The organism is Mesorhizobium sp. M8A.F.Ca.ET.208.01.1.1 (assembly GCF_004791315.1).
In the GTDB taxonomy this organism is placed as follows: domain Bacteria; phylum Pseudomonadota; class Alphaproteobacteria; order Rhizobiales; family Rhizobiaceae; genus Mesorhizobium.
The window spans coordinates 1,892,728-1,916,790 of record NZ_SRUT01000001.1 but is presented as its reverse complement, the minus strand read 5'-3'; the positions used below and the strand labels follow the sequence as shown (position 1 = coordinate 1,916,790).

General features: G+C 62.9%; 23 protein-coding genes. 19 read left to right on the top strand and 4 right to left on the bottom strand.

Annotated elements, in window-relative coordinates:
- Window positions 1–28 precede the first annotated feature (28 nt).
- The 18 genes from EN851_RS09860 (at window position 29) to EN851_RS09775 (ending at window position 18,388) form a co-directional block, all read left to right on the top strand.
- Window positions 29–2,257, top strand: coding sequence for a bifunctional (p)ppGpp synthetase/guanosine-3',5'-bis(diphosphate) 3'-pyrophosphohydrolase (locus EN851_RS09860; protein ID WP_127276205.1), 2,229 nt, complete (start codon window positions 29–31; stop codon window positions 2,255–2,257).
- 25 nt (window positions 2,258–2,282) lie between these two features.
- Complete coding sequence (gene pyrE, locus EN851_RS09855; protein ID WP_127276208.1) at window positions 2,283–2,861, top strand: orotate phosphoribosyltransferase; 579 nt, start codon at window positions 2,283–2,285, stop codon at window positions 2,859–2,861.
- A 13-nt stretch (window positions 2,862–2,874) separates the two neighbouring features.
- Window positions 2,875–3,255, top strand: a complete 381-nt coding sequence (locus EN851_RS09850; RefSeq protein ID WP_167531192.1) for a VOC family protein — start codon at window positions 2,875–2,877, stop codon at window positions 3,253–3,255.
- Window positions 3,256–3,518: 263 nt separating this feature from the next.
- Window positions 3,519–4,118, top strand: coding sequence for a DUF2062 domain-containing protein (locus EN851_RS09845; RefSeq protein WP_127276212.1), 600 nt, complete (start codon window positions 3,519–3,521; stop codon window positions 4,116–4,118).
- Window positions 4,115–4,528, top strand: coding sequence for a holo-ACP synthase (gene acpS, locus EN851_RS09840; RefSeq protein WP_127276214.1), 414 nt, complete (start codon window positions 4,115–4,117; stop codon window positions 4,526–4,528). The genes EN851_RS09845 and acpS overlap by 4 nt, the downstream gene beginning before the upstream one ends.
- A gap of 78 nt (window positions 4,529–4,606) precedes the next feature.
- The gene (gene lepB, locus EN851_RS09835) at window positions 4,607–5,356 is read left to right on the top strand and encodes a signal peptidase I (RefSeq protein WP_027144187.1); all 750 of its coding nucleotides are present in this window, start codon (window positions 4,607–4,609) and stop codon (window positions 5,354–5,356) included.
- 4 nt (window positions 5,357–5,360) lie between these two features.
- Window positions 5,361–6,086 (top strand): ribonuclease III, encoded by a 726-nt coding sequence (gene rnc, locus EN851_RS09830; RefSeq protein ID WP_127871381.1) that lies wholly within the window; start codon window positions 5,361–5,363, stop codon window positions 6,084–6,086.
- Entirely contained in the window at window positions 6,083–7,003 is a 921-nt protein-coding gene (gene era, locus EN851_RS09825) for a GTPase Era (RefSeq protein WP_127276219.1), read from the top strand. Before rnc ends, era begins: the two co-directional genes overlap by 4 nt.
- 41 nt (window positions 7,004–7,044) lie before the next feature.
- Entirely contained in the window at window positions 7,045–7,935 is an 891-nt protein-coding gene (locus EN851_RS09820) for an aminoglycoside phosphotransferase family protein (protein WP_189521799.1), read from the top strand.
- A 518-nt stretch (window positions 7,936–8,453) separates the two neighbouring features.
- Window positions 8,454–9,617 (top strand): porin, encoded by a 1,164-nt coding sequence (locus EN851_RS09815; RefSeq protein ID WP_127276222.1) that lies wholly within the window; start codon window positions 8,454–8,456, stop codon window positions 9,615–9,617.
- Window positions 9,618–9,752: 135 nt separating this feature from the next.
- Entirely contained in the window at window positions 9,753–10,529 is a 777-nt protein-coding gene (recO, locus tag EN851_RS09810; RefSeq protein ID WP_127871383.1) for a DNA repair protein RecO, read from the top strand.
- Entirely contained in the window at window positions 10,526–11,044 is a 519-nt protein-coding gene (locus EN851_RS09805) for a PaaI family thioesterase (protein WP_135863738.1), read from the top strand. The genes recO and EN851_RS09805 overlap by 4 nt, the downstream gene beginning before the upstream one ends.
- A gap of 82 nt (window positions 11,045–11,126) precedes the next feature.
- Window positions 11,127–13,865, top strand: a complete 2,739-nt coding sequence (locus EN851_RS09800; RefSeq protein ID WP_135929077.1) for a DUF2339 domain-containing protein — start codon at window positions 11,127–11,129, stop codon at window positions 13,863–13,865.
- A 173-nt stretch (window positions 13,866–14,038) separates the two neighbouring features.
- The gene (locus tag EN851_RS09795; protein ID WP_127276227.1) at window positions 14,039–14,557 is read left to right on the top strand and encodes an RNA polymerase sigma factor; all 519 of its coding nucleotides are present in this window, start codon (window positions 14,039–14,041) and stop codon (window positions 14,555–14,557) included.
- Complete coding sequence (locus EN851_RS09790) at window positions 14,554–15,345, top strand: anti-sigma factor (protein WP_127871386.1); 792 nt, start codon at window positions 14,554–14,556, stop codon at window positions 15,343–15,345. The genes EN851_RS09795 and EN851_RS09790 overlap by 4 nt, the downstream gene beginning before the upstream one ends.
- 193 nt (window positions 15,346–15,538) lie before the next feature.
- Entirely contained in the window at window positions 15,539–16,636 is a 1,098-nt protein-coding gene (locus tag EN851_RS09785) for a peptidase C39 family protein (protein ID WP_135929076.1), read from the top strand.
- Window positions 16,636–18,099 carry a RimK family protein gene (locus EN851_RS09780; RefSeq protein WP_127280355.1) on the top strand — a complete coding sequence of 488 codons (1,464 nt, stop codon included), beginning with the start codon at window positions 16,636–16,638 and terminating at the stop codon, window positions 18,097–18,099. The genes EN851_RS09785 and EN851_RS09780 overlap by 1 nt, the downstream gene beginning before the upstream one ends.
- A gap of 16 nt (window positions 18,100–18,115) precedes the next feature.
- Window positions 18,116–18,388: a DUF3303 family protein gene (locus EN851_RS09775; RefSeq protein WP_127871388.1), complete on the top strand. Its 273-nt coding sequence runs from the start codon at window positions 18,116–18,118 to the stop codon at window positions 18,386–18,388.
- A 16-nt stretch (window positions 18,389–18,404) separates the two neighbouring features.
- On the opposite strand, the gene EN851_RS09770 is transcribed toward EN851_RS09775, so the two are convergent.
- Window positions 18,405–19,322 (bottom strand): LysR substrate-binding domain-containing protein, encoded by a 918-nt coding sequence (locus tag EN851_RS09770; protein WP_135863744.1) that lies wholly within the window; start codon window positions 19,320–19,322, stop codon window positions 18,405–18,407.
- A gap of 112 nt (window positions 19,323–19,434) precedes the next feature.
- Here EN851_RS09770 and EN851_RS09765 point away from each other — a divergent pair, with 112 nt between their 5' ends.
- Complete coding sequence (locus tag EN851_RS09765) at window positions 19,435–20,325, top strand: fatty acid desaturase family protein (RefSeq protein WP_135929075.1); 891 nt, start codon at window positions 19,435–19,437, stop codon at window positions 20,323–20,325.
- A gap of 15 nt (window positions 20,326–20,340) precedes the next feature.
- Here EN851_RS09765 and EN851_RS09760 read toward each other — a convergent pair whose 3' ends face one another.
- The 3 genes from EN851_RS09760 to EN851_RS09750 form a co-directional block, all read right to left on the bottom strand.
- Window positions 20,341–22,482, bottom strand: a complete 2,142-nt coding sequence (locus tag EN851_RS09760; RefSeq protein ID WP_135929074.1) for an EAL domain-containing protein — start codon at window positions 22,480–22,482, stop codon at window positions 20,341–20,343.
- Window positions 22,483–22,547: 65 nt separating this feature from the next.
- Entirely contained in the window at window positions 22,548–23,183 is a 636-nt protein-coding gene (locus tag EN851_RS09755; protein ID WP_135929073.1) for an HD family hydrolase, read from the bottom strand.
- A complete protein-coding gene (locus EN851_RS09750) occupies window positions 23,183–24,043 on the bottom strand; it encodes a folate-binding protein YgfZ (RefSeq protein ID WP_127871393.1) in 861 nt (286 codons plus the stop codon). Before EN851_RS09750 ends, EN851_RS09755 begins: the two co-directional genes overlap by 1 nt.
- Window positions 24,044–24,063 lie beyond the last annotated feature (20 nt).

The following is a 24,063-nucleotide window of genomic DNA, read 5'->3' as shown; positions in this document are numbered from 1 at the left end:
TTCATTTCATCGCCGAGAGATTTAGCCCATGATGCGTCAGTATGAGCTTGTCGAGCGCGTCCAGCGCTACAAGCCTGACGTCAACGAGGCGTTGCTCAACAAGGCCTATGTCTACGCCATGCAGAAGCATGGCCACCAGAAGCGCGCTTCCGGCGATCCCTATTTCTCGCACCCGCTCGAGGTCGCGGCCATCCTCACCGAGATGCACATGGACGAGGCGACCATCGCCGTCGCCCTGCTGCACGACACCATCGAGGACACAACGGCGACGCGAGCCGAGATCGACGATCTGTTCGGCCCCGAAATGGGCAAGCTGGTCGAGGGCCTGACCAAGCTTAAGAAGCTCGATCTCGTCTCCAAGAAGGCCGAGCAGGCGGAGAACCTGCGCAAGCTTCTGCTGGCGATCTCGGAAGATGTGCGCGTGCTGCTGGTCAAGCTCGCCGACCGTTTGCACAACATGCGCACCCTTGATCACATGCCCGAGGCCAAGCGCCTGCGCATTGCCGAGGAGACGATGGACATCTACGCGCCGCTGGCCGGGCGCATGGGCATGCAAGGCATGCGCGAGGAGTTGGAAGAGATCGCCTTCCGCTTCATCAATCCGGAAGCCTACCGTGCCGTCACCGCCCGCCTCGCCGAGATCTTCGAGCGCAACAAGGGCGTACTGACCGACATTGAAAAGGCGCTGTCGGCACTGTTTGAGAAGCATGCCATCAACGCCGGCGTGAAGAGCCGGCAGAAGAAGCCGTGGTCGGTGTTCCGCAAGATGGAGGCCAAGGCTCTGTCCTTCGAGCAACTGTCCGACATTTTCGGCTTCCGCGTCGTCGTCGACACCGTCGAGGACTGCTATCGCGCGCTGGGCGCCATCCACACCACCTGGTCGATGGTACCCGGCCGTTTCAAGGACTACATCTCGACGCCGAAGCAGAACGACTACCGTTCGATCCACACCACCATCGTCGGCCCTTCGCGCCAGCGCGTCGAACTGCAAATCCGCACCCGCGAGATGAACAAGATCGCCGAATACGGCGTCGCCGCTCATTCCATCTATAAGGACACCGGTGGCAAGACGAACGGCGCCGGCCATGCGATCTCGAAGGAGACCAATGCCTATGCCTGGCTGCGGCGCACCATCGAGCAACTGGCCGAAGGCGACAATCCGGAAGATTTTCTCGAAAACACCAAGCTGGAGCTGTTCCAGGACCAGGTGTTCTGCTTCACGCCGAAGGGCATGCTGATTGCCTTGCCGCGCGGCGCCACGCCGATCGATTTCGCCTATGCCGTCCACACCGATGTCGGCGACACCTGCGTCGGCGCCAAGGTCAATGGCCGCATCATGCCGCTGATGACGGAACTGAAGAATGGCGACGAGGTCGAGATCATCCGCTCCAAGGCGCAGGTGCCGCCAGCCGCGTGGGAATCGGTCGTCGTCACCGGCAAGGCGCGCGCCGCCATCCGCCGCGCCACCAAGAATGCCATCCGCAAGCAGTATTCGGGTCTCGGCGCGCGTATCCTTGAGCGTGCCTTCGAACGAGCCGGCAAGACCTTCACCAAGGAAAGCCTGAAGCCCGTCCTGCACCGGTTGGCTCGCAAGGACATCGAGGATGTGCTGGCGTCCGTCGGTCGCGGAGAACTGGCTTCCACCGATGTCATGAAGGCGGTCTTCCCTGACTACAAGGACGAGCGCGTCACCCCTGCGGCTCCCAAGCAGCGCGAGGAGGGCTGGTCGAAGATCCGCAACGCCGCCGGCATGCTGTTCCAGATACCTGGCCGGGCCGCGCGCAAGGACAAGGACCAGCCAGGCGCCGGCGCCGTGCCGATCCGCGGCGTGCGCGGCGACCTGCCGGTGCGCTTCGCGCCGGAAGGCGCGGTCCCTGGCGACCGTATCGTCGGCATCGTCCAGCCGGGCACCGGCATCACCATCTACCCGATCCAGTCGCCGGCGCTGCAGGCTTTCGACGACCAGCCGGAGCGCTGGATCGACGTGCGTTGGGACATCGACGAACGCACCAAGGAACGGTTTCCCGCGCGCGTCTCGGTCACCGCCATCAACGCGCCGGGCTCGCTCGCCGACATCGCCCAGGTCGTTGCCTCAAACGACGCCAACATCCATACGCTGTCGATGGTGCGCACCGCGCCCGATTTCACCGAAATGCTGATCGATCTCGAAGTCTGGGACCTCAAGCATCTCAACCGGCTGCTCTCGCAGCTCAAGGACAATTCGAGCGTCAGCGATGCGCGGCGCGTCAATGGCTAGCGATAGCCGATCCATGGGGGACGAGATGAATACCGACGAAGTGCTGGGCATATTCCGCGAGGCTGGCGCTGTTCTGGAGGGTCATTTCATCCTGACGTCGGGTCTGCGCAGTCCGGTCTTCCTGCAGAAGGCACGGGTGTTCATGCATGCCGACAAGACCGAGCGGCTGTGCAAGGCGCTGGCCGAGAAGATCCGCGCCGCGGTGCCGGGCAAGATCGACTATGTCGTCGGGCCGGCGATCGGCGGGCTGATCCCGGCTTACGAAACCTCGCGCCACCTTGGCGTGCCGGCGATCTGGGTGGAGCGGGAAGGGGGCGAGTTTCGCCTGCGGCGCTTCGAGATTGACCAAGGCGCCCGCGTCGTCATCGTCGAGGACATCGTCACCACCGGATTGTCGATCCGCGAAACCATCGATTGCTTGCGCCAACTCGGCGCAGAGGTGGTCGCGGCTGCCTGCATCATCGATCGTTCGGCCGGCAAGACCCATGTCGGCGTGCCGCTGATTGCGCTTGCCGAATACGAGGTTCCAGCCTATCCGCCGGACAGGTTGCCGCCGGAGCTTGCCGCCATCCCGGCCATCAAGCCCGGCAGCCGCAACATCTGAGGAGGAGGTCGCATTGATCGTTGGCATCGATCATTTCGTGCTGACGGTGGCGTCGCTCGACGCAACCTGCGCCTTTTATCAACGCGTGCTGGGCTTCGAACGCGTCGATACGCCGGGCCGGCCGACAGCACTTGCCTTCGGCAACCAGAAGATCAATGTCCACGAGGTCAGCCGCACCTTCGAGCCGAAAGCCCAGTCGCCGACGCCAGGATCCGGGGACTTCTGCCTGATCACCGAGCGGCCGCTCGATGAATTCCTTGCCGGTCTCGAAGCCAATCTCGTGACGGTGGAGCTCGGGCCGGTGGAACGCCTCGGCGCGCGGGGCCCGATGATGTCGGTCTATTTCCGCGACCCGGATGGCAACCTGGTCGAAGTCAGCCAGTATCTGCGGTAGCGTATCGATCATTTGGCTGCGACAATTAGCCGAAAACCGCTTCTCAAATTCGCCGCGATTGTCCGATGTTGGAGGAGACGGACCTTACCAAAATCTGGCGGTGCGGCCACCGCGCGGACGGCCTCCGGTTGTTGTCGGGGTTGCGGATGGCTATATCAAAGTCGCGATTGCCTTCTGGCGACCGTAAAGCGCAAGATATGGTGGTCGAAGCCCGGCTGGAACAGCCGGCGTGTAGGCTGTGAATTGTCGGGAATAGGAAGACAGTGCTTTTTCGTCGCCGCAAGCCTGATGGCCTTTTCGAGCGGGTGCGCACCTATTTGTGGCCGCGCCGTTCGTTTTCGCGCTCGCTTCAATATTTCTCCAAGCGCATTCTGCGGCTGAAGGCCACCCCGCACGCGGTGGCGGCGGGCGTCGCCGCAGGTGTCTTTGCTTCGTTCTTCCCCGTCGGTTTCCACTTCATCATTGCCGCCGTTCTGTGTTGGGTGATCGCCGGCAATCTGGTGGCAGCTGCTCTCGGAGCTGTTTTCTTCGGCAATCCGCTGACCTTTCCGCTCTTGTGGGGCGCATCCTGGGAAACCGGCAAGCTCATCCTGCACGATCGCCTGCCGGCGCATGGCCCGCCGGCGCATCTGGGCGAGATGATGCACACGCTTTCGTTCGCCAAACTATGGCATCCCGTCCTGGAGCCGATGCTGATCGGGGCGGTGCCGCTCGGGCTGGTCTTCGGCCTGGTGTTCTACGGCATCACGCGCTGGGGCATGAATGTCTTCCGCGAACAGAGGCGCAAGCGGCTGGCCGAGCGCGCAAGACGCCGTGAGCATTCGCATCATCCCGGCGGAAGCGTCGGTTCCGCTGCCCAATGATCATCGGCATCGGCAGCGACCTGATCGACATCAGACGTATCGAGAAGTCGCTTGAGCGCCACGGCCAGCGCTTCATCCAGAGGATCTACACCGAGGTGGAGCAGGCGCGTTCGGAGAACCGGCGCGCTCGCGCGGCTTCCTATGCCAAGCGCTTTGCCGCCAAGGAGGCTTGCGCCAAGGCACTGGGCACCGGTCTGGCACAAGGGGTCTTCTGGCGTGACATGGGGGTCGTCAACCTGCCCAGCGGTGCGCCGACCATGGCGCTCACCGGCGGGGCGCTGGCGCGGCTGGAAAAGATCCTGCCCCAAGGCCATCAGGCTGCCATCCACCTCACCATCACGGATGATTTTCCGCTCGCTCAAGCCTTTGTGATCATCGAGGCGGTGCCCGTCGAAGAAGCGCCACATTGATTGCATCTGACGACCGGCATTGACGTTGCCCAGCGCGCGCCGAGACTCTATACCATCCAACGCACAATCGAGGACGACATGAGCGTGGCTGAAAAATCCCAGAAGAAATCCGGCGGGCTTGGCGAAACCGTCAGCGTCATCGTCCAGGCGCTTTTGCTCGCCCTGGTCATTCGCACGCTGCTGTTCCAGCCGTTCTCGATCCCGTCGGGCTCGATGCGGCCGACGCTTCTGGAAGGCGACTATCTGTTCGTCACCAAATGGTCCTATGGTTATTCACGCTATTCGCTGCCTTTTGGGCCGGACATTTTCTCGGGCCGCATCTGGGGCTCAGAGCCCAAGCGTGGCGACGTGGTGGTATTCAAGTTCCCGCCGGATCCGTCCGTCGACTACATCAAGCGCGTCATTGGCCTGCCCGGCGACAAGATCCAGATGAAGGATGGCCAAGTGTTCATCAACGGCGTCGGCGTGCCGCGCGTCAAGACCGGCCAGATCGACAATCCCGACATCACGGAAAAGGATTATCCCATCGACGTCTATCGCGAGACGCTACCCGATGGCGTCAGCTACGACACGCTGGACCTGTCGCCGAACTCGATCGGCGACAACACCCGCGAATTCGACGTGCCGCCGGGCCACTATTTCATGATGGGCGACAACAGGGACAATTCCGCCGACAGCCGCTTCACCGTCGGTTATGTTCCGGCCGAGAACCTGGTCGGCCGCGCCAACCTTGTCTTCTTCTCGATCGCCGGCAAGGCAAGCCCGCTCGAAATCTGGAAATGGCCGTCGCTGATGCGCGCTTCGCGCCTGTTCCATTTCGTCAACTAGGGCCATGGCGGCGCCAAAACGGTTGACCGCCGATGCGCTCGCCGAAGCGCTTGCGGAACGCACGGGCCATGCCTTCGCCGACCGCCAGCGCCTGCAGCGTGCGCTTACCCATGCCAGTGCGCGCGGTGCCAATGCGGGCGCCGATTATGAACGGTTCGAATTTCTCGGCGACCGGGTTCTTGGCCTTGTAGTCGCCGATATGCTGTTGGCTGCCTTTCCCGATGCGGCGGAAGGGGAGTTGTCGCTGCGCCTCAATGCGTTGGTCAATGCCGAGGCGCTGTCTGATATCGCAGAGCATATCGGGCTGCCGGACCTGATCCGTGCCGGGTCGGACGTGCGCGGGCTCGAGGGACGCAAGCGCGTCAACCTGCGCGCCGACGCGTTGGAATCACTGATCGCCGTGCTCTATCTCGACGGTGGTCTGGAAGCGGCCCGCGTGTTCATTCACAAATACTGGCAGCCGCGTTCGCAAGCCTCGGGCGCGGCACGCCGCGACGCCAAGACCGAATTGCAGGAATGGGCGCATCAGGCGGCGGGCGCTGTTCCCGCCTATCAGGTCGACGGCCGGGAAGGCCCCGATCACGATCCGCTGTTTACCGTCAGCGTCAAGGTCGGCGCGTTTCAGCCGGCAACCGGCAGCGGCCGCTCCAAGCGCGAGGCCGAACAGGCCGCCGCCACCGCCCTTCTGGTTCGCGAGGGCGTCTGGGTTCATGAAGGGAGTGCGGCATGACCGCCGAAGACACTGCAGCCGCTCCTGTCACGCATTCCGGCTTCGTCGCGCTGATCGGCGCGCCCAATGCCGGCAAGTCGACGCTGGTCAACCAACTTGTCGGCGCCAAGGTCTCGATCGTCACCCATAAGGTGCAGACGACACGCGCCATCGTGCGCGGTATCGCCACGCACGACAACGCGCAGATCGTCTTTGTCGACACACCGGGCATCTTCAAGCCCAAGCGGCGGCTGGATACGGCAATGGTGACCACCGCCTGGGGCGGCGCCAAGGACGCCGATATCGTGTTGCTGCTGATCGATGCGGAACGCGGCATCAGGGGCGACGCCGATGCCATCCTCGAACGGCTGAAGGACGTGCGCCAGCCGATGGCGCTGATCCTCAACAAGGTCGACCGCGTCAAGCCGGAGGCGCTTCTGGCCCTCTCAGCGGCAGCGAACGAGAAAGTGCCGTTCCAGCGCACCTTCATGGTCTCGGCGTTGACCGGCTCCGGCTGCAAGGACCTGCTCGACTATCTGGCCCAGGCGCTGCCGGCCGGCCCGTGGTACTATCCGGAAGACCAGATTTCCGACCTGCCGATGCGCCAACTCGCGGCCGAGATCACCCGCGAAAAGCTCTATCTCAGGCTGCATCAGGAACTGCCCTATTCCTCGCACATCGAGACCGAGAAATGGGAAGAGAAGAAAGACGGCTCGGTGCGCATCGACCAGACCATCTTTGTCGAGCGCGACAGCCAGAAGAAGATCGTGCTCGGCCACAAGGGCGAGACCATCCGCGCCATCGGGCAGGCCGCGCGGATGGAAATATCAGGCATATTGGAGCAGAAGGTGCACCTGTTCCTGTTCGTAAAGGTGCGCGAGAACTGGGGCGATGATCCCGAGCGCTATCGCGAGATGGGGTTGGAGTTTCCTCATTAGGGCATGATCCCGAACAAAAGGGTCTGTTTTCGGGAAAGATCATGCTTGAGGTCACGATCGATGTCGCCTTGGTGCGCCGGCTGATTGCCGCGCAATTCCCGCATTGGAAGAATCTTGCGGTCAGGCCGGTTGATTTTGGCGGCTGGGACAACAGGACCTTTCATCTCGGCGACGAGATGACCGTGCGGTTGCCGAGCGCCGCCGCTTATTCCCTGCAAGTGGAAAAGGAACATCGCTGGCTGCCGAGGTTGGCGCCGCTGTTACCACTGTCCATCCCCGTACCGCTGGCGATGGGCGCTCCGGCCGAGGGCTATCCCTGGCACTGGTCCGTCTATGGCTGGATCGAGGGCGAGACCGCGAAACGGGAACGTATCGCGGATCTGTCGGAATTCGCGGCGGACCTGGCTCGGTTCCTGGTTGCGTTGAGATACGTGGACGCGACCGATGGGCCAGCGCCTGGGCAGCACAATTTCTTTCGCGGCGGACCGCTGACTGTCTATGACGGCGAGACAAGGCAAGCGATCTCGGCGCTCGGCAACCGCATCGATACCGGCGCCGCCACCGCTGTCTGGGAGATAGCCCTTGCCGCGGCCTGGGAAGGTCCTTCCGTGTGGTTCCATGGCGACGTCAGCCGGGGCAACCTCCTGGTCGAAAAGGGCAGGCTAGGCGCGGTGATCGATTTTGGCACCTGCGGTGTCGGTGATCCCTCCTGCGATCTGGCAATTGCCTGGACGCTTTTCGAAGGCGAGAGCCGGGACACTTTTCGCGCCTGCCTCGCGGCAGATGAGGCGACCTGGGCGCGCGGGCGTGGCTGGGCGCTGTGGAAGGCGCTGATCATCGCCGCCGGCCACATAGACGTCGCCCGGGCCGAGATCGAAGAATCTTGGCGGGTGATCGATGCGGTGCTGATCAATCGCGAGTGTCAGGCGTGAGGGGAAGCGCGTGACGCGCCGACTTCGGACGGCGTTGAGTTTCCGATGGATTAAAAAAAGTCACTGCGGCGGGCAACTTCACATGGCCCTTCTGACGTCGGCGGAGCCCGAGGGATTGGTCAGATTTGATTCAGGGATCTGACGTCGAAAAATAAGTTATTCAATGTTTTTGTTAGAAGTAATTTTTAATTACATGAAAATAATAGAATAAATTACAGCATCAGATGAATAAATCAAAAAAATACCCAATTATTACATAAAAATGACAATGTACCATTTGTGCCGATTTGAAAATTGGTCATGGTGGGTTAGTGTTATTTGTGCAACACAGATTTAATCTGTGGTCTGAATCCGGCATATTTGTGGAATTGTCATTGAAGGCGGAAGATTGGTGGGTATGTTCGCCGCGAAAAGGGGACGCGGTGCGAGCCCTTTTTCATTGTCGGGTGAAGCGGGACAACATATCCGCCAGCCACAATTCAGAAGCCATCTTATTAACTTGACTGGAGAGGTCAGAAATGAACATCAAGAGCCTCCTTCTCGGCTCAGCCGCGGCACTGATCGCGGTGTCCGGCGCGCGCGCCGCGGACGCGGTCGTCGTCGCCGAACCGGAACCGGCCGAATACGTCAAGATCTGTGACGTCTACGGCGCCGGTTACTTCTATATCCCGGGCACCGAGACCTGCCTGCGCATCGGCGGCTATGTCCGCTATGATATCGGCGTCGGCGATTCCGGCTCGTTCGATGGCGTCAACCATGTCCAGGACCATCAGAACGCCAACGACGATCACTCGACCTACTACAAGAACACCCGCTTCACGCTGAAGACCTGGACCGGTCAGGAAACCGAGCTCGGTACCCTGAAGACCTACACCGAGACCCGCTTCAACTACGGCAACTCCTCGGGCGACTATGAAGATTCGGCCAGCACCGATTGGACGGGCCGTAACAAGTCGCTCTCGCTGCGTTTCGCCTGGATCCAACTCGGTGGTCTGCGCGTCGGTAAGGACGATACGGCTTTCGACACGTTCATCGGCTATGCCGGCAACGTCATCCAGGATACGCTGGTGCCCTACGGCGGGCAGGAGAGCAACGTCGTCCAATACTACTTCGACGCAGGCAACGGCTTCTCGGGCATGGTCTCCCTCGAAGAAGGCGCCGGCGTCGTGGGCACCATCGACAGCTATGTTCCGCATGTCGTCGGCGGCTTGAAGTACAAGGGCGACTGGGGTGCGATCACCGGCGTCGTGGCCTATGACAGCAACTACGAAGAAGTCGCTGGCAAGGTTCGCCTTGACGTCAAGGCAACCAACGAATTGTCGCTGTTCATCATGGCTGGCTACGGCACCGACGACAATCTCACCGACGATGCGAACAACGCCATCGATGCACACGGTCGCGGCTTCTACAAACAGTGGGGCGGCAACTGGGCAATCTGGGGTGGCGGCACCTACAAGTTCAACGACAAGACCTCGTTCAACGCCCAGATCTCCTATGACGACTGGAAGAATCTCGGCATCGCCGCGAACGTTGCCTATACCGTTGTGCCCGGCTTTACGGTCACGGCTGAAGTCGATTACCTCAATGCAGGAAAATTCGACGACGTCGACTTCAACAACTGGACCAAGGCCAACAAGAAGAGCAGCGTCGGCGGCATTCTCCGCTTCCAGCGCTCGTTCTAACGGATCGACTGACCTTACCAGACCGCCCGCAGCGTATCGCTGTGGGCGGTTTTTTGCGCGCTGTCCCGGAGCAAGCCCGTCTGAGCACCGGCGCCTCATCTTGATTTCGCCATCCAACGGGTGAAAAGCTCGGGCATGGAATGGCGCGACGAGGGAATCATTCTCGGCACCCGCAAGCATGGCGAAACCAGCGCCATTCTCGAGGTGATGACGCGTGCGCATGGCCGCCATCTCGGCCTCGTGCGCGGCGGCCGCTCGCGCAAGCAGCAGCCCGTTCTCCAGCCCGGCAATCGCGTCGATCTCTTGTGGCGCGCGCGCCTCGACGAGCATCTGGGCACCTTCCAGGCCGAAGCGATCGAAATGAATGCCGCCCGGCTGATGGACAGTGCCATCGCCGTCTACGGCCTTCAGACCATGGCGGCGCATCTGCGCCTGCTGCCCGAGCGTGACGCCCATGGCGGCCTCTACGAGGCGCTTTCGGTGATGATCGTCCACCTGGACGATGCCGATGCCGCCGGCGAGCTGGTGGCGCGTTTCGAACTTCTGATCCTTGATGAACTCGGCTTCGGCCTCGATCTCAGCCAATGCGCCGCCACCGGTACAAGGCAGGATCTTGCCTATGTCTCGCCGAAGTCGGGACGCGCGGTGTCGCGTGAAGCCGGCGCGCCGTGGCACGACAAGATGCTGGTGCTGCCTGCATTTCTGCAGCGCGGCTCCGGCATGCGCGCGAACCATGCGGCGATCGCGGACGCCTTCCGCTTGACCGGTTTCTTCTTCACCCGCCATGTTTACGAGCCGCGCGGCATCGATCAGCCTGACGCGCGCGCCGGCTTTCTTGCAGCGCTGCGCAAGCACCACGCGACGCACAAGCCCATCGCCGGAGAGAACGCGGCCGGGGAAATCATCAGATGAGCGAAGTCGAACTCTATCCGGGCTGGGTCTCGCCACTCGGCCTCGGCACCATTCCTCATGCCGACATCCTGAAATACACCGGCCTGGAATTGCTTCAGCGAATCATCGACGGCAAATATCCGGCACCGCCGATCTCCTTCCAGCTCAGCTTCGCCTTGACCGAAGTGTCGGAAGGCCGCGCCGTATTTCGCGGCGTGCCGAGCGAACGCCATCTCAACCCGCTGGGCAGCGTGCATGGCGGTTGGGCGGCGACGCTGCTCGATTCGGCGTTGGGCTGCGCCGTTCAGACGCTGCTCGAAAAGGGTGAGGCCTACACGACGGCCGAGTTCAAGGTGAACCTGACGCGGCCGATCACGCCCAGGACCGGCGAGGTGGTTTGTGAAGGCAAGGTGGTTCACAAGGGCCGCACGCTTGCCGTTTCCGAGGCGACGCTGAAGGACGCCGGCGGCAAGCTGCTGGCTTTCGGTACCGAGACATGTTCGATATTTCCGGCAGCCAATCTGGCGGCACGTTGAGTTTTCAGCCGTTTGGCCGCCGCATTTGAATGTCAGTGAGACGAAATGTCAGTGAAAACTGGCCTGGTTTGGGGGAACCGCCATGTTTGAAAGCCTGATCGGCCTTGTCGCCATCATCGCCTTGTTCGTCATCATTTCGCGCCAGCAGAGCCGGATCGGTCTGATCGAGCGCGAGCTTGGCGCGCTGCGCAGTCTCGTGCTTTCGGGCGTCGTGCCGCCCGTGGTCAGGCTGTCGGACCAGGAGGCGGCCGAGGGCAAGGCGCACACGTCATCGGTGGCCGCGCCCGCGGCCGACATCGCCCCGGCAGCAATCAGCGATCCGGCACCCGCGATGGTACAGGCCATGGAGGTGGAAATCCCGGCCGGCGAGAGTGTGCCCGGTCCCTGGAGCGCGCCCGAGGCAGCACCGGAAACGCCGGAGGTCGTGCCGGCCGCGGCCGCCCAGGCCGCCCGGCAGTCCGATGTCGAAACCGCGCTCGGCACGCGTTGGGCGGTCTGGGTCGGCGGCATCGCGCTTGCTCTCGGCGGCTTGTTCCTGATCCGCTACACCATCGAGGCCGGCATTTTCGGACCCGGCGTGCGGCTCACCATGGCGGCCGTGCTCGGGTTGGTGCTGGTCGCCGGCGGCGAGTTCATTCGCCGCACCGGCTTCAAGGTGCCGGTGCAAGATGTTGCCGGCGCCTATATTCCGGCGATTCTGACGGCGGCCGGTGCCTTCATCCTGTTCGGCACCGTCTATGCCGCCCATGGCGTTTACGGCTTCATCGGCCCGGCTCTTGCCTTCACGCTGCTCGGTGCGATCGGTATTGCGACCATCGCCGCCGCGCTCGTCCATGGCCAGGCGCTGGCTGGCATCGGTCTTGTCGGCGCTATGGTGACCCCGGTGCTGATCGCTTCGCAGGCGCCCAATCCCTGGGCATTGTTCGGCTATCTCGCCATCGTGCTCGCGGCCACCGGCGTCATCGCCCGCATGCGCGACTGGCAAGCGCTGATGGCGGCCGCCTTTTTCGGCACCGGCATCTGGACCATCCTCTACATGACCGACGCGCCGGGCGCGGACCTCTCCGCCATCCTGTTCATCGACGCCGTCACGCTGGCCGTGCTGGCTCTTGTCTGGCTGAGCGGTCGGGGCAGCGAAGCGGAAAGCGGCTTCGACTGGCCATCGATCGTGCCGGGGGCTTTCATCGCGTTTTCGGCGCTCGGCCTGTCGGTCGACGCAACATTTGTCGCGGCAGGCTATGCCTTGCCAGGCGCCTTGGTTCTCGTCGCCCTTGTCGCCACCGCATTCTTCCGGCCGCGCGCGGTGCCGCTGCTGCACGCAGCCGGGCTGGTGACGGTGATGATCCATCTAGGCATCATTCCGCCCGCCACCATTGGCTCCGATTTGTCCCAGGGCAATCTGGGCTTTGACGGCTTGCCGGTGGCGGCCGGAAATGCCTTGACGCTGCGTATCGGTATTGGCCTCGGCCTTGTCTTCCTTGCCGCCGGCTTGTGGGCCGCGCGCCGCTTTGCCGCCTTGGCACGGATCCGAGCGGCCTCTTGGGCAGCATGGGGCGTCATCGCGCCTCTGGTCATCCTGCTGGCGCTCTGGCTCACCTTCGGCAATCTCGACCGTGATTTTGCATACGCTGCGGTCGCGGCCCTGCTGGTCGTGATCCTCGCCGCCGGCGGCGAGTGGATCGCGCGGGCCGAGGAACCACCGCTCGAGGGCGGTGCCGCAGTGTCCTTTGCCCTGGGCGGCGCAGCAGTCGCCGGCCTCCTGATGCTGCATATGGCTTTTGGTTCCGGCTGGACCACCATCCTGCTCGGCGCCGCGGCGATCATGCCGGCGCTCGCCACGCGCCGGCGCTCTTATCCTGTGCTCGGCTGGATTTCAGTTGCCGCCGTCATCGCGGTGCTTGGCCGCGTCGCCTTCGACCCGACGATTGTCGGCGCCGGGTTCTTGTCAACGACACCGGTCTTCAACTGGTTGCTTCCGGGCTATGGCGTGCCGGCGCTCGCCTTCGGCTTCGCGGCCTGGCAACTCGCCCACACCACCAATGGCCGACCGAGCCTCGCCATGGAGGCCGCGGCGGCGCTGTTTACGCTGCTCACGCTCGCCATGCTGGTGCGCCACGCCATGCATGGCGGCGTCATCAACAGCGATGCGCCGACGCTTGCCGAACAGGCGATCTACACGCTGATCGCCATCGGCGCTGGTGCCATCCTGATCGCCATCGACCGGCGCTCGCCAAGCTCGGTGCTGCGCTATGGTTCGATGGCGGTGGGCGTGGTCTCAGTCGCCTTCGTCGTCATCCAGCATTTCCTGGTGCTCAATCCGTTGTTCACCGACGAATCGACCGGTCGGATCCCGGTTTTCAATCTTTTGTTCCTGGCCTATCTCCTGCCGGCCGTCGCCGCTGGCGGCCTGGCGCTCTATAGTAGGGGCAAGCGGCCGAAATGGTATTCGGCCATGCTGGCGCTGGTGGCGGCGCTGCTTGCCTTCGCCTATGCCACGCTCTCGGTGAGGCGCCTGTTCAAGGGCGAGTTCATTGGCTTGTGGAGCGGCCTTGGCCAGTTGGAGACCTATACCTATTCGGCACTCTGGCTGGTGATCGGCGTGGCGCTGCTCACGGCTGGCGTCTGGCTGAAATCGCAGGTGCTGCGCATTGCTTCGGCCGGGCTGATCGCGGTTGCCGTGCTGAAGGTCTTTCTCTTCGACATGTCCGAACTGGAAGGCGTGCTCAGGGCGCTGTCCTTCATTGGCCTGGGCGCGGTGCTGATCGGCATCGGCCTGTTCTATCAGCGGCTTTTGACGCGGGCGGCGAAGGAAAAAGGATAATCGCCTGCGAATCATTGGGTTTTCTTGCCGGTCGGGAATAAACCGGCAGCAGCCAGCGTTATCTCGTTGCTTGGGTGACCGGAGCGGCGGACCGCTTCGCGCTGGCCGCTTGCGCCGTGCCGGGAAGGCGCGTTCAATCGGAATCAACAAGGGCGATCTCAGAACCAGCGGTCATGGACGAAAAGAAGGCAGCAATCCTTGGCGAAATACCGCGCCTGCGCCGCTACGCACGCTCGCTTCTGCGCGACCGTGATTCTGCCGACGACCTCGTTCAGGACTGCCTCGAGCGTGCACTGTTGCGGCTCGACAACTGGCAGACAGGAGAGAGCCCCAGGAGGTGGCTGTTTACGATCATGCATCATTTGTTCATCGACCAGATGCGCAAGGTGAACCGCCGCGGCGAAGCGGCGATGCTGCCGCTGGAGGCGGGCGAGGCGGTTGCCCAGCCGCCCGAACAGTTGGAGGGCATTGCTTCGCGCGAGATCATCAACGCATTGCAGGCGATCAGCCCCGATCGCCGCGCGGCCCTGGTCATGGTCGCCATCGAGGGCTTTTCCTATGCCGAAGCCGCCAACATTCTGGGTGTGCCCGCGGGCACGCTGATGTCGCGCATCGCGCGTGGGCGTGAGGAACTGCGCGGGTTGCTGGACGACACAGCGCGCCGCCGCGCCATAAGGATCGTCGAGAAATGATCCGCCGCGATTTTTCCGAACGGGACATTCACATGGCGCTCGACGGCGAACTGCCGGCCGATGAGCGTGCCGCCTATGATGCCTGGCTCGATGCCAATCCGGAGATGAAGGCGAGGAGCGTCCGCTTCACCGCCGACCGCGAGGCATTGCGTGCCGCCTTTGCCGGCGTGCTGGATGAGCCTGTTCCCGCGCGCTTGCGCAAGGTGGTGCTCGGCGAAGCGCCTGTTAAGGCAGCGGTGCCACGCTCGCGCTGGTGGCTTGCCGCCGCCGCGGCGGTGCTTCTGACCACGGGCGGATTTGGCGGCTACTTTGCAGGCATCGGTGGCCTCGGGCAGGAGGATCCGGCGGAGGATCGGCTCGCCGAACAGGCGATCGCCGCCCATGTCATCTATGCCGCCGAGAAGCTGCATGCGGTGGAAGTGCCGGCCAGCGACAAGGATCATTTGCAGACCTGGCTGTCCAACCGGGTCGGCCTGAAGCTGGTGGCGCCGGATCTGAGCGCGAACGGGTTCCAACTGGTTGGTGGCCGGTTGCTGCCGGCCGGTGAAAGCAAGGCGGCAATGCTGCTCTACGAAGACGACAAGGGCGAGCGCATATCCCTCTTCGTGACGGCGGAATCGACGGAGAATGCCAAGGGCACCTACGCTTCGGCGCAGGACGGTCCGCAGGCCGTCTATTGGCTGGACAAGGGCTATGGCTGTGCCGTCGTCGGTTCGCTGCCGCGCGAGCAATTGGCGGCCGTGGCCAAGAGTGCGTATGGGCAGCTTCTGGCCGGTCTCGCCAGTTGAGCCGGCGGCGATCTCGGCTTGAAACAGCGATTCCGTTCAAAGCTTGTCAGCTTCCCTGCCGCCGCGGAAACTGTCACAATTCGGCCCTAATCAAGGAGCGATAGCGCTTGATGAATACCGGCGCTTCGGCCGGTGTTTGCGACGCTTTGACTGGGGCCGTTTCCGCAACGCAATCGAGGTTTTCTCAAGCCGCATGCCTGCCGAGATCCGCACGGCCCGCGCGTCTGACGTCGATGACCTCGCCGCCATCGAGAAAGCTGTGTTCTCGAGCGACCGCATTTCCCGCCGCTCCTTCCGCCAGTTCATCGAGCGCGAGACCGCCGAGACGCTGGTCGCCGAAATCGATGGGCGCGTCGGCGGTTACGCGATCGTGCTTTTTCGCAAGGGCAGCGGCGTGGCACGGCTCTATTCCATAGCCGTCGGACCGTTTTTCGGCGGGCTCGGCATAGGCCGCCAATTGCTGTCCGCGGCCGAAGAGGCAGCCTTCGAACACGGCCGCATGATGCTGCGTCTCGAAGTGCGCGAAGACAATGGCCGTGCCATCCGCATCTACGAGCAGGGCGGATACCGCAAGATTGGCCGGGAGCTGGGTTACTACGAGGACGGCGCGACGGCGCTGCGCTATGAAAAGACCCTGCGCGGCGACCTTCCGGTCGCCACCAGGGTGCCATTCTATCAGCAGACCTGCGAGTTCACCTGCGGTCCATGCTGCCTGATGATGGCCATGGCCAATTTCGATCGTGGCTTCGTACCCGACCCGGTGATGGAAATCCGACTCTGGCGCGAGGCGACGACCGTCTTCATGATGTCCGGGCCGGGCGGCTGCGAACCATTCGGTCTGGCTGTCTCGGGGTATGAAAGCGGGCTCGCGGCGGAAATCTTTGTTTCCTTCTACGGCGCGTTGTTCCTGCAATCGGTGCGTAGCGAGGACAAGCGCCGGATCATGGAATTGGCCCAGGTCGACTTTCGCCGCCGAGCGGAACTTTACGGTATCCCGGTGAATTACCGTCCGTTCACCATCGACGATATCAGGGCGGCTCTTGCCGGGGGCAAACTCGTGCTGGTGCTGATCAGCGGCTTCCTGATGTTCGGCAAGAAGGTGCCGCATTGGGTGCTGGCCATCGGCGATGATGGCGACCATATTCTGATCCACGATCCGTGGGTCGAGGATGAAAGGCAGGAAACCATCCTTGATGCCGCCAACATTCCCGTGCCTTACGGCATCTTCATGAACATGGCGCAGTTCGGCCGCGACGGACTGCGTGCCGCCATCACTTTGGGAAAGAGATAATGACCTGGGTCATTCTTACCGGCAGGCAAAGCGATCTCGACCAGGTGGCGACACCGCACAAGATCATCACCAATCGCGACTATCTTGCCCATCCCTCGCTGTTCCGCGGCCAGCGGCCGAAGGTCATCAACCTGTCGAACAATTACGGCTACCAGAGCCGCGGCTATTACGCGTCGCTGCTGGCGAGTTCGCGCGGCCACAAGGTCATCCCGACCGTCGAGACGATGATCGACCTGTCGGAGCGCAAGCTCTACGAGCACGCCTTGCCGGAACTGGAACTGGCGCTCAACAAATGCCGCAAGGACCTCGGCGGCGTATTTCCGGCGAAGGTCTGTATCTTCTTCGGCATCGGCCCGTCCAAGGTCTGGGACCGTTTTGCCAAGCTGTTGTTCGACTGGTTCCGGGCGCCGGCGCTCGAAGTCCACATCAAGGACAGCGCCGAATGGGCCTCGATCCGCAAGATCGGCTTCCACCCGCTGGCGCGGATGACCGAGGACGAGGAAAAAAGCTTCATCCAGTGCCTGGAGACCTACACCAACCGAGAGTGGCGCGACACCAAGGGCCGGACGCCGGCGCGCTACACCTTCGCCACCCTGGTCGATCCGCATGAGGAATTGCCGCCGTCGGAAATCTCCTCGCTGCGCTACTGGGCCAAGATCGCCGAAAAGATGGGGGTCGAAATCGAGCCCATCACCAGGAAGGATCTCGCCAAGCTCGCGAATTACGACGCGCTGTTCATCCGCGAGACCACCTCGATTTCCAATCACACCTATCGTTTCGCCCGCCGCGCCCAGCAGGAAGGCATGCCTGTCATCGACGACCCGCTGTCGATGATCCGCTGCACCAACAAGGTCTATCTCAACGAACTGATGGCCTACAACAAAGTGCCGGTGCCGCCCACGGTGATGATCGCCGGCGCCTCTGATCTCGAACTCGCGGCGCAGACGCTGGGTTTTCCCCTGGTGTTGAAGATCCCGGATTCGTCGTTCTCGCGCGGTGTCAAGAAATGCGCCAATTTCGAGGAGCTGAAGACGCTTGCCACCGAATGGCTCGAGGATTCCGATCTTTTGATCGCGCAGAAATTCATCCCGACCGAATATGACTGGCGCGTCGGCGTGCTCGGCGGCCAGCCGCTGTTTGCCGTGCACTATCTGATGGCCAAGAAGCATTGGCAGATCGTCAACCACAAGGCCAATGGCAAGCCCGACCAGGGCGGCATCAAGACCTTCACGCTGAAGGAGACGCCGTCTCATGTCGTCGAGACGGCGGTGAAGGCGGCGCGCTGCATCGGCGACGGCCTCTACGGTGTCGACCTCAAGGAGACCAAGGACGGCGTCTTCGTCATCGAGGTCAACGACAACCCCAACCTCGACCATGGCTGGGAGGATTCCGGCGAGAAGGACGAAGTCTGGGTGCGGTTGACGCAGTGGTTCCTGGAGCGGCTGGACAGGCCGGGGCGGTAATCAACCGAGGGAAGAGATGCTGTTCATCGTCATCGAGGATTTCACCGGCTGCGACCGCAAGGAAATCTATCGCCGGTTCCGCGACCGGGGCCGCCTGAAGCCGGAGGAGCTTGTCGTGCATCATAGCTGGATCGCGGCCGATATGAGCCGCTGTTTCCTGCTGGTGGAGGCCGATGATGTCACGCTCCTGCAGCGATGGGTCATCGAATGGGCTGATCTGGTCGAGTTCGAGATCGTGCCCGTGGCGACCAACAAGGACATGGTGGTGGCCTTGAGCGGGCACCTCTAGCCATCGCCCTCCTGGGTCAGCGCAGCGCCGGGGAGTCCACGGCGCGCCGGCATTCATCGATCAGCCAAGCGCGGAACGCGGCCACGACATCGCGCCTTGCGCTTCGCTCCGGGACAGTCAGGCAGTAGGGCTGTCGCAGGGCGATTGCGCTCGCGGCGGGCCGCACCAGCCTGCCGTCCTCCACCGCCTCGGCACAGTAAATCCCTTGCGCCAGCGCCACGCCCAACCCCGAAATCGCGAGGTCGAGGGCCGCGCGCGACGAATTGGCCGACAGGCCGCGCCGCAATGCCCGGCCAGATTGGGCATTCGTCGCCTCGAACCAGTTGCGCCAGGACGGAAACGAAGCGCCGGTCGGTCCCCAATCCGTGTGGATCAGCGGCAGCCCGGCGAGCGGCTCGCCGCCTGCCTTGATCATGCCGGCAAGCTTTGGCGCGCAGACCGGATAGACCGCGTCCCTGGCAATATCCTCGGTCGGATGTTCGCGATAGTGCGGACCGTAGGAGAGCCTGATGTCGATCAGTTCGCGGTCGAACGGCACCGGGTCGTCATCGCCCCGCACCGATATGTCGGCGGCGCCATGGCTTGCGACGAAGCCGGCCAGACGCTGCGAAAGCCAGCCCATGGCCATGGATGGCGGCACCGATACGACCAGACGCGGGCGGAATGCATCGCCGCCCAGTTCGCGCGAGACGCTGCCGATCTCCTGGAAAGCCACGGTCAGCCGCGGCAACATTTCCACGCCCGCCTCGGTGAGGACAACGCGCCGGTTGATCCGCTGAAACAGCTTGCGGCCCATCTGCTCCTCCAAGGTGCGGATAAGCTGGCTGACGGCGGCAGCCGAGACCGAAAGTTCTTCCGCCGCCGCGGCAAAGCTGCCCGTACGTGCGGCGGCTTCGAAAGCCTGGAGCCCTTTCAGGGATGGGGATGTGACCATGATCGCCAGATAGATAAGCTTAGCTTATCCAAATCGCAGGAATCGTCGTTTTTGGAAAGCTTTTTCGCCGACTAGAATGGTCTTCATCAATCTCCAGCCTGGATCGAGGCCGATGGACCATCGCGACATCATCGCGTCACTGACGACAGAAGAGCGCAATCGCCTGACGGCCAAATCCGATGTCGCGGGCCTGTTCCAGCTCGGCGCTCACTTGGGTGCGATTGTCATCATTGGATCGCTGATCGCGGCCGAGGTGCCGTTCTGGCCATTGCTGATGCTGCCGCAAGGCATCCTGATCGTGTTCCTGTTCACGCTGCTGCACGAGTCGGTTCACCGCACGGCTTTCAATACGCAGCGGCTGAATGACGGCGTGGCGCGGCTGTGCAGCCTGGCCATCGGGCTGCCCGCCGACTGGTTCCGCTACTTCCACTTCGCTCACCACCGGTACACGCAGGATCCGGAAAACGATCCCGAGCTTGCCCTCCCGAAGCCGGAGACCTTGCGGCAATACATTGTCCACGTCTCGGGCCTGCCGGTGTGGTGGGGGCATTTCAAGACGCTGTACACCAATGCGCGTGGGGACTGCCACGATAGCTATGTGCCGCTAAAGGGCCTGCCCAAAGTGCGCGCCGAGGCACGTGCGATGATCGGGTTCTATGTCGTGGTCCTGGCGCTTGCCATCTGGTTCGAGGCAACGGTGCTGTTCTATGTCTGGATCTTGCCGGCTCTGCTCGGACAGCCATTCCTGCGGCTTTATCTGCTGGCCGAGCACGGCCGCTGCCCGTTCGTCGCGAACATGCTGGAAAACACCAGGACGACGCTGACCAATTGGGCGGTGCGCAAGCTGGCCTGGAACATGCCGTTCCATGCCGAGCATCATGCCTATCCCGGCGTGCCGTTTCACCAATTGCCGCGGTTTCACGCGCTGATCGAGCGGCACCTGAAGGTGGTCGAGCCCGGCTATGTCAGCTTCCACGAGAAATACCTGGAGACGCTGCGCTGACCTTGCGCCGATGCGTCAGCCGGTCTGGCTGCGCGGCGCACGCGCTTTCAACAGACGCTGGATGTCAGCCGCCTTCGACGGCACGCCGATCAGATAGCCTTGCGCCTCGACACAACCGTTGTCGCGCAGCATGTCGAGTTGCCTCTCGGTTTCGACGCCCTCGGCGGTGACGACGATGCCAAGTTCGGTGCCGAGACCGATGATAGAGCGAACGATCGCCGCCGTGTCGCGATTGCCCATGTCGCGAATGAATGATCGGTCGATCTTGATCTTGTCGACCGGAAAACGCCTGAGGTAGCCGAGCGAGGAATAGCCGGTGCCGAAATCGTCCAGCGCGATGCGGATACCGAGCTCACGCAACTGGCGCAGCGTTTTCAGCACGGCCTTGCTCTCGTCCATTAGTACGGTTTCGGTGATTTCCAGTTCCAGCTGTCCGGCCGGGACGCCGGAAAAAGCCAGCGCCGAGATGACGGCGCGGGCAAACCCGCTGCTTTTGAGCTGCACCGCCGAGACATTGACCGCAATGCGCAAACCCGGCGGCCAGCTTGCAGCCGTCGCGCAGGCTTTCCTCAGCGCCCACTCGCCAAGCGGCACGATCAGCCCTGTCTCTTCGGCGACGGGAATGAAGTCGTCCGGCGCCACCTTGCCGCGCGCCGGCGAATGCCAGCGCATCAGGGCCTCCGCGCCGATGATCTCGCCCGAGGCGATGTTCATGATGGGCTGGAAATCGAGATCGAACTCCTGGCGCGGCAGCGCGGTCTCCAGGTCGACTTCAAGCGCCCGCCGGGCCTGCACGGCTGCGTCCATTCCAGGTTCGAAGAAGCGATAGAGGTTTCGCCCTTCGCTCTTCGCCCGATAGAGCGCCGTGTCGGCGTTCTTCAGCAGCGTGTCGGCGTCACGGCCATCGGCGGGGAAAACGGCGATGCCCAGGCTGACGCCGACATGCATCTCGCGGCTCTTGTCGCGAAATGGTTTTGCGATTGCCTCGACGATGCGCTTCGCCAATTTCTCGGCATCGGCAATGCCCACGGAGTTGGATTGGATGACGACGAACTCATCGCCGCCGAAACGGGCGATCATGTCCGCATCGTCGCGCAGGCAACGCTGCAGTCTTTCGGCCACTCTTTTCAACAGCCAGTCACCGGCAGGGTGTCCCCAGGTGTCGTTCACAGCCTTGAAACGGTCGAGGTCGAGCGAGAAGATCGCGAGCGGCGTAGCGGCCACATCCTCCAGCGCATGGTCGAGCCGTTCGCGAAACATCGATCGGTTGGGCAGCCCAGTCAGCGTGTCGTGATGCGCAAGATGGATCATGCGCTCTTCGGCCAAACGGCGTTCCGTGACGTCGTCGAACGTCGCCACCCAACCGCCGCCACTCATCGGCTGGCGCACGACCAGAATCGTCCTGCCGTCGGCGAGATGGCGATACGTCGAATGCATTTTTCCCGCCCGCCGGCAGGCTTCGGTCTTGGCGACTTCGCTGTCGACGTCGATCTTCGTGTAGATGCCGAGTTCCAGCAATCGTTCGAGGGCGTCGCGGTGCGTCGTTCCAAGCGGGAAGTCGGCCGCCGTGACATTGTACAGTTCCAGAAAACGCCCGTTGCGCACGATCATCTTGCCGTCGGCGTCGTACATCAGCAGGCCTTGCGACATGTTGGCGAGCGCGGCGTCGAAGCGGCGATGCTGCTCCTTGAGATCCTGCTCGGCGCGCCGCTGTTCGGTGATGTCCTCGTAGATCGAGACCCAGCCGCCCGAAGCCAGCGGCCGGTGCGAGATAAGGATGATGCGGCCGTCCGCCAGGACTTCTTCGTAGGCCGAAGGTTTCGCCTGGTCGATATAGGGCTTGCGGATGGCGTAGAGCTCGTCGGCGCTTTGCGAGGCGACGCCGAGGTCGACGCTATGCCGCAGGATGTCGATGAAGCGGATGCCCGGCCGCATCACCTTGGCGTCGAGGTGGAAGATGTCGATGTAGTTGCGGTTGCAGATGATCATGCGTTCATCGGCGTCGAACATGCACAGTCCATGCGACATGTTTTCGACAGCGGCTGAAAAGCGTTCGTTCTGCTCGCGCAGCTCATCTTGCATGCGGCGAGAGTGTTCCACGCCTCCGGCCGCCCGTTCCGGGACGACCGAACCATCCTTGACATCCACGACGGGCATGAGGCGCCCCTGCGGTGCTTGATCGAACACCACACTGTTGACGCTTCCGGTTAATTTAGCGTTTTCTACCCTAGCGCGGATGTCGCAACGTGATGTCTTGACGTCTCGATCGCCGAAAACCGCTTCAGGAAGGCATTCTGCGCCGAGGTCACCGAGCGTGGCGCGAAGTCGAAGCGCTCCGCGGAAAGACCGCGCGGGCGGCCGAAGAACTCGGTTGCCTCGGCGCTCGAAAAGCCGGCGAGCAGCGTTGCCTCGAAATAGGCGGCGATCTGGTCGGCGCGCTTGATCTCTTTGCGGAGTACCGCGGCCGGTTCGGGAGGCAGCGAGAAACGCAGATGGATGGCGCGCTGCAGGCGCAATTCGCAATCCTTGTAGCTGCCGCCCATCACCGACTTGAATGGCGAGATCATGTCGCCGATGACATATTCGGGCGCGTCGTGCAGCAGCGCCGCCAACTGGTCGTCGGCCGAAGCCTGGGGCACCAGTTCGTTGAACAGCGCCTCGACCAGCAGTGAATGCTGGGCGACCGAAAAGGCATGCTCGCCGCGGGTCTGGCCATTCCAGCGGGCAACGCGGGCAAGCCCATGCGCAATGTCCGAGATCTCGATGTCGAGCGGCGAGGGGTCGAGCAGGTCGAGCCTGCGGCCTGACAGCATGCGCTGCCAGGCGCGTGGTGGCGCGCCGGCGCGGTCCGCCGCCATCAGGTTTCCTCCGTGCCGGCGGCTTCCTGCGGGAAACTGAATTTGGCCCAGGCAGGAATGGTGAGCGTCACCGGCGCATCGGCCGCCAGAATCGGTTGGCCAACGTCCAACGCCGCCTTGACCCTGTCTATGCGGGCAATGGCGAGCCCTGATGTGCCGGCACTTGAGCCGAGCGTGCCAACCGACCGCCCCTCGACAGTCAGTTCGGTGCCGACGGGGGGCAGGGGAAGCCCGGCCTCGACAATCAGCACGCGCCGCCTGGCCGTGCCCCGATGCTGCATGCGCGAGACCACCTCCTGGCCGACATAGCAGCCCTTCTTGAAGCCGACACCGCCCATCTCGTCGAGCAGCACGTCATGCGGGAACGCATCGCCGAGTGCATAGTCGGGTCCGCTCTCGGCAATGCCGTGGGCGATGCGAAAGGCCTGCCACGCGGCGATGTCGCCGGTATCCGCGGTGCCGGCATAGAAGCGCGTGACGCCTTCGTCGCCAAAGCGCCTGTCGGCGACCGCGGTTGAATCACTTTCTGAGGCGATTGATTCCTTTCCCCACGCGACGGTGACAAGCGTTTGTTCCGACTTGGCAATCTCGACTTTGGCGCGAAGCTTGTAGAGCATCAGCCGGCGAATGAAATCGTCTGAAACGTCGGCACGGCATTCGATGCGGAAGGCGTTTTCGCCGGCCCGCGAGATCAGGAAGTCGAACAGGATCTTGCCTTGCGGCGTCAACAGCGCGCCCGGCTTGGCCTCACCATTGCCAAGCGCATCGAGATCGGTGGTCAGGATGTTTTGCAGAAAGTGTTCGGCATCCGGGCCGGAGACGATGATGAGCGCGCGGTCTTTCAGCAGGGCAAAGGGCATGGGGCGGATAAAAGCCTGAT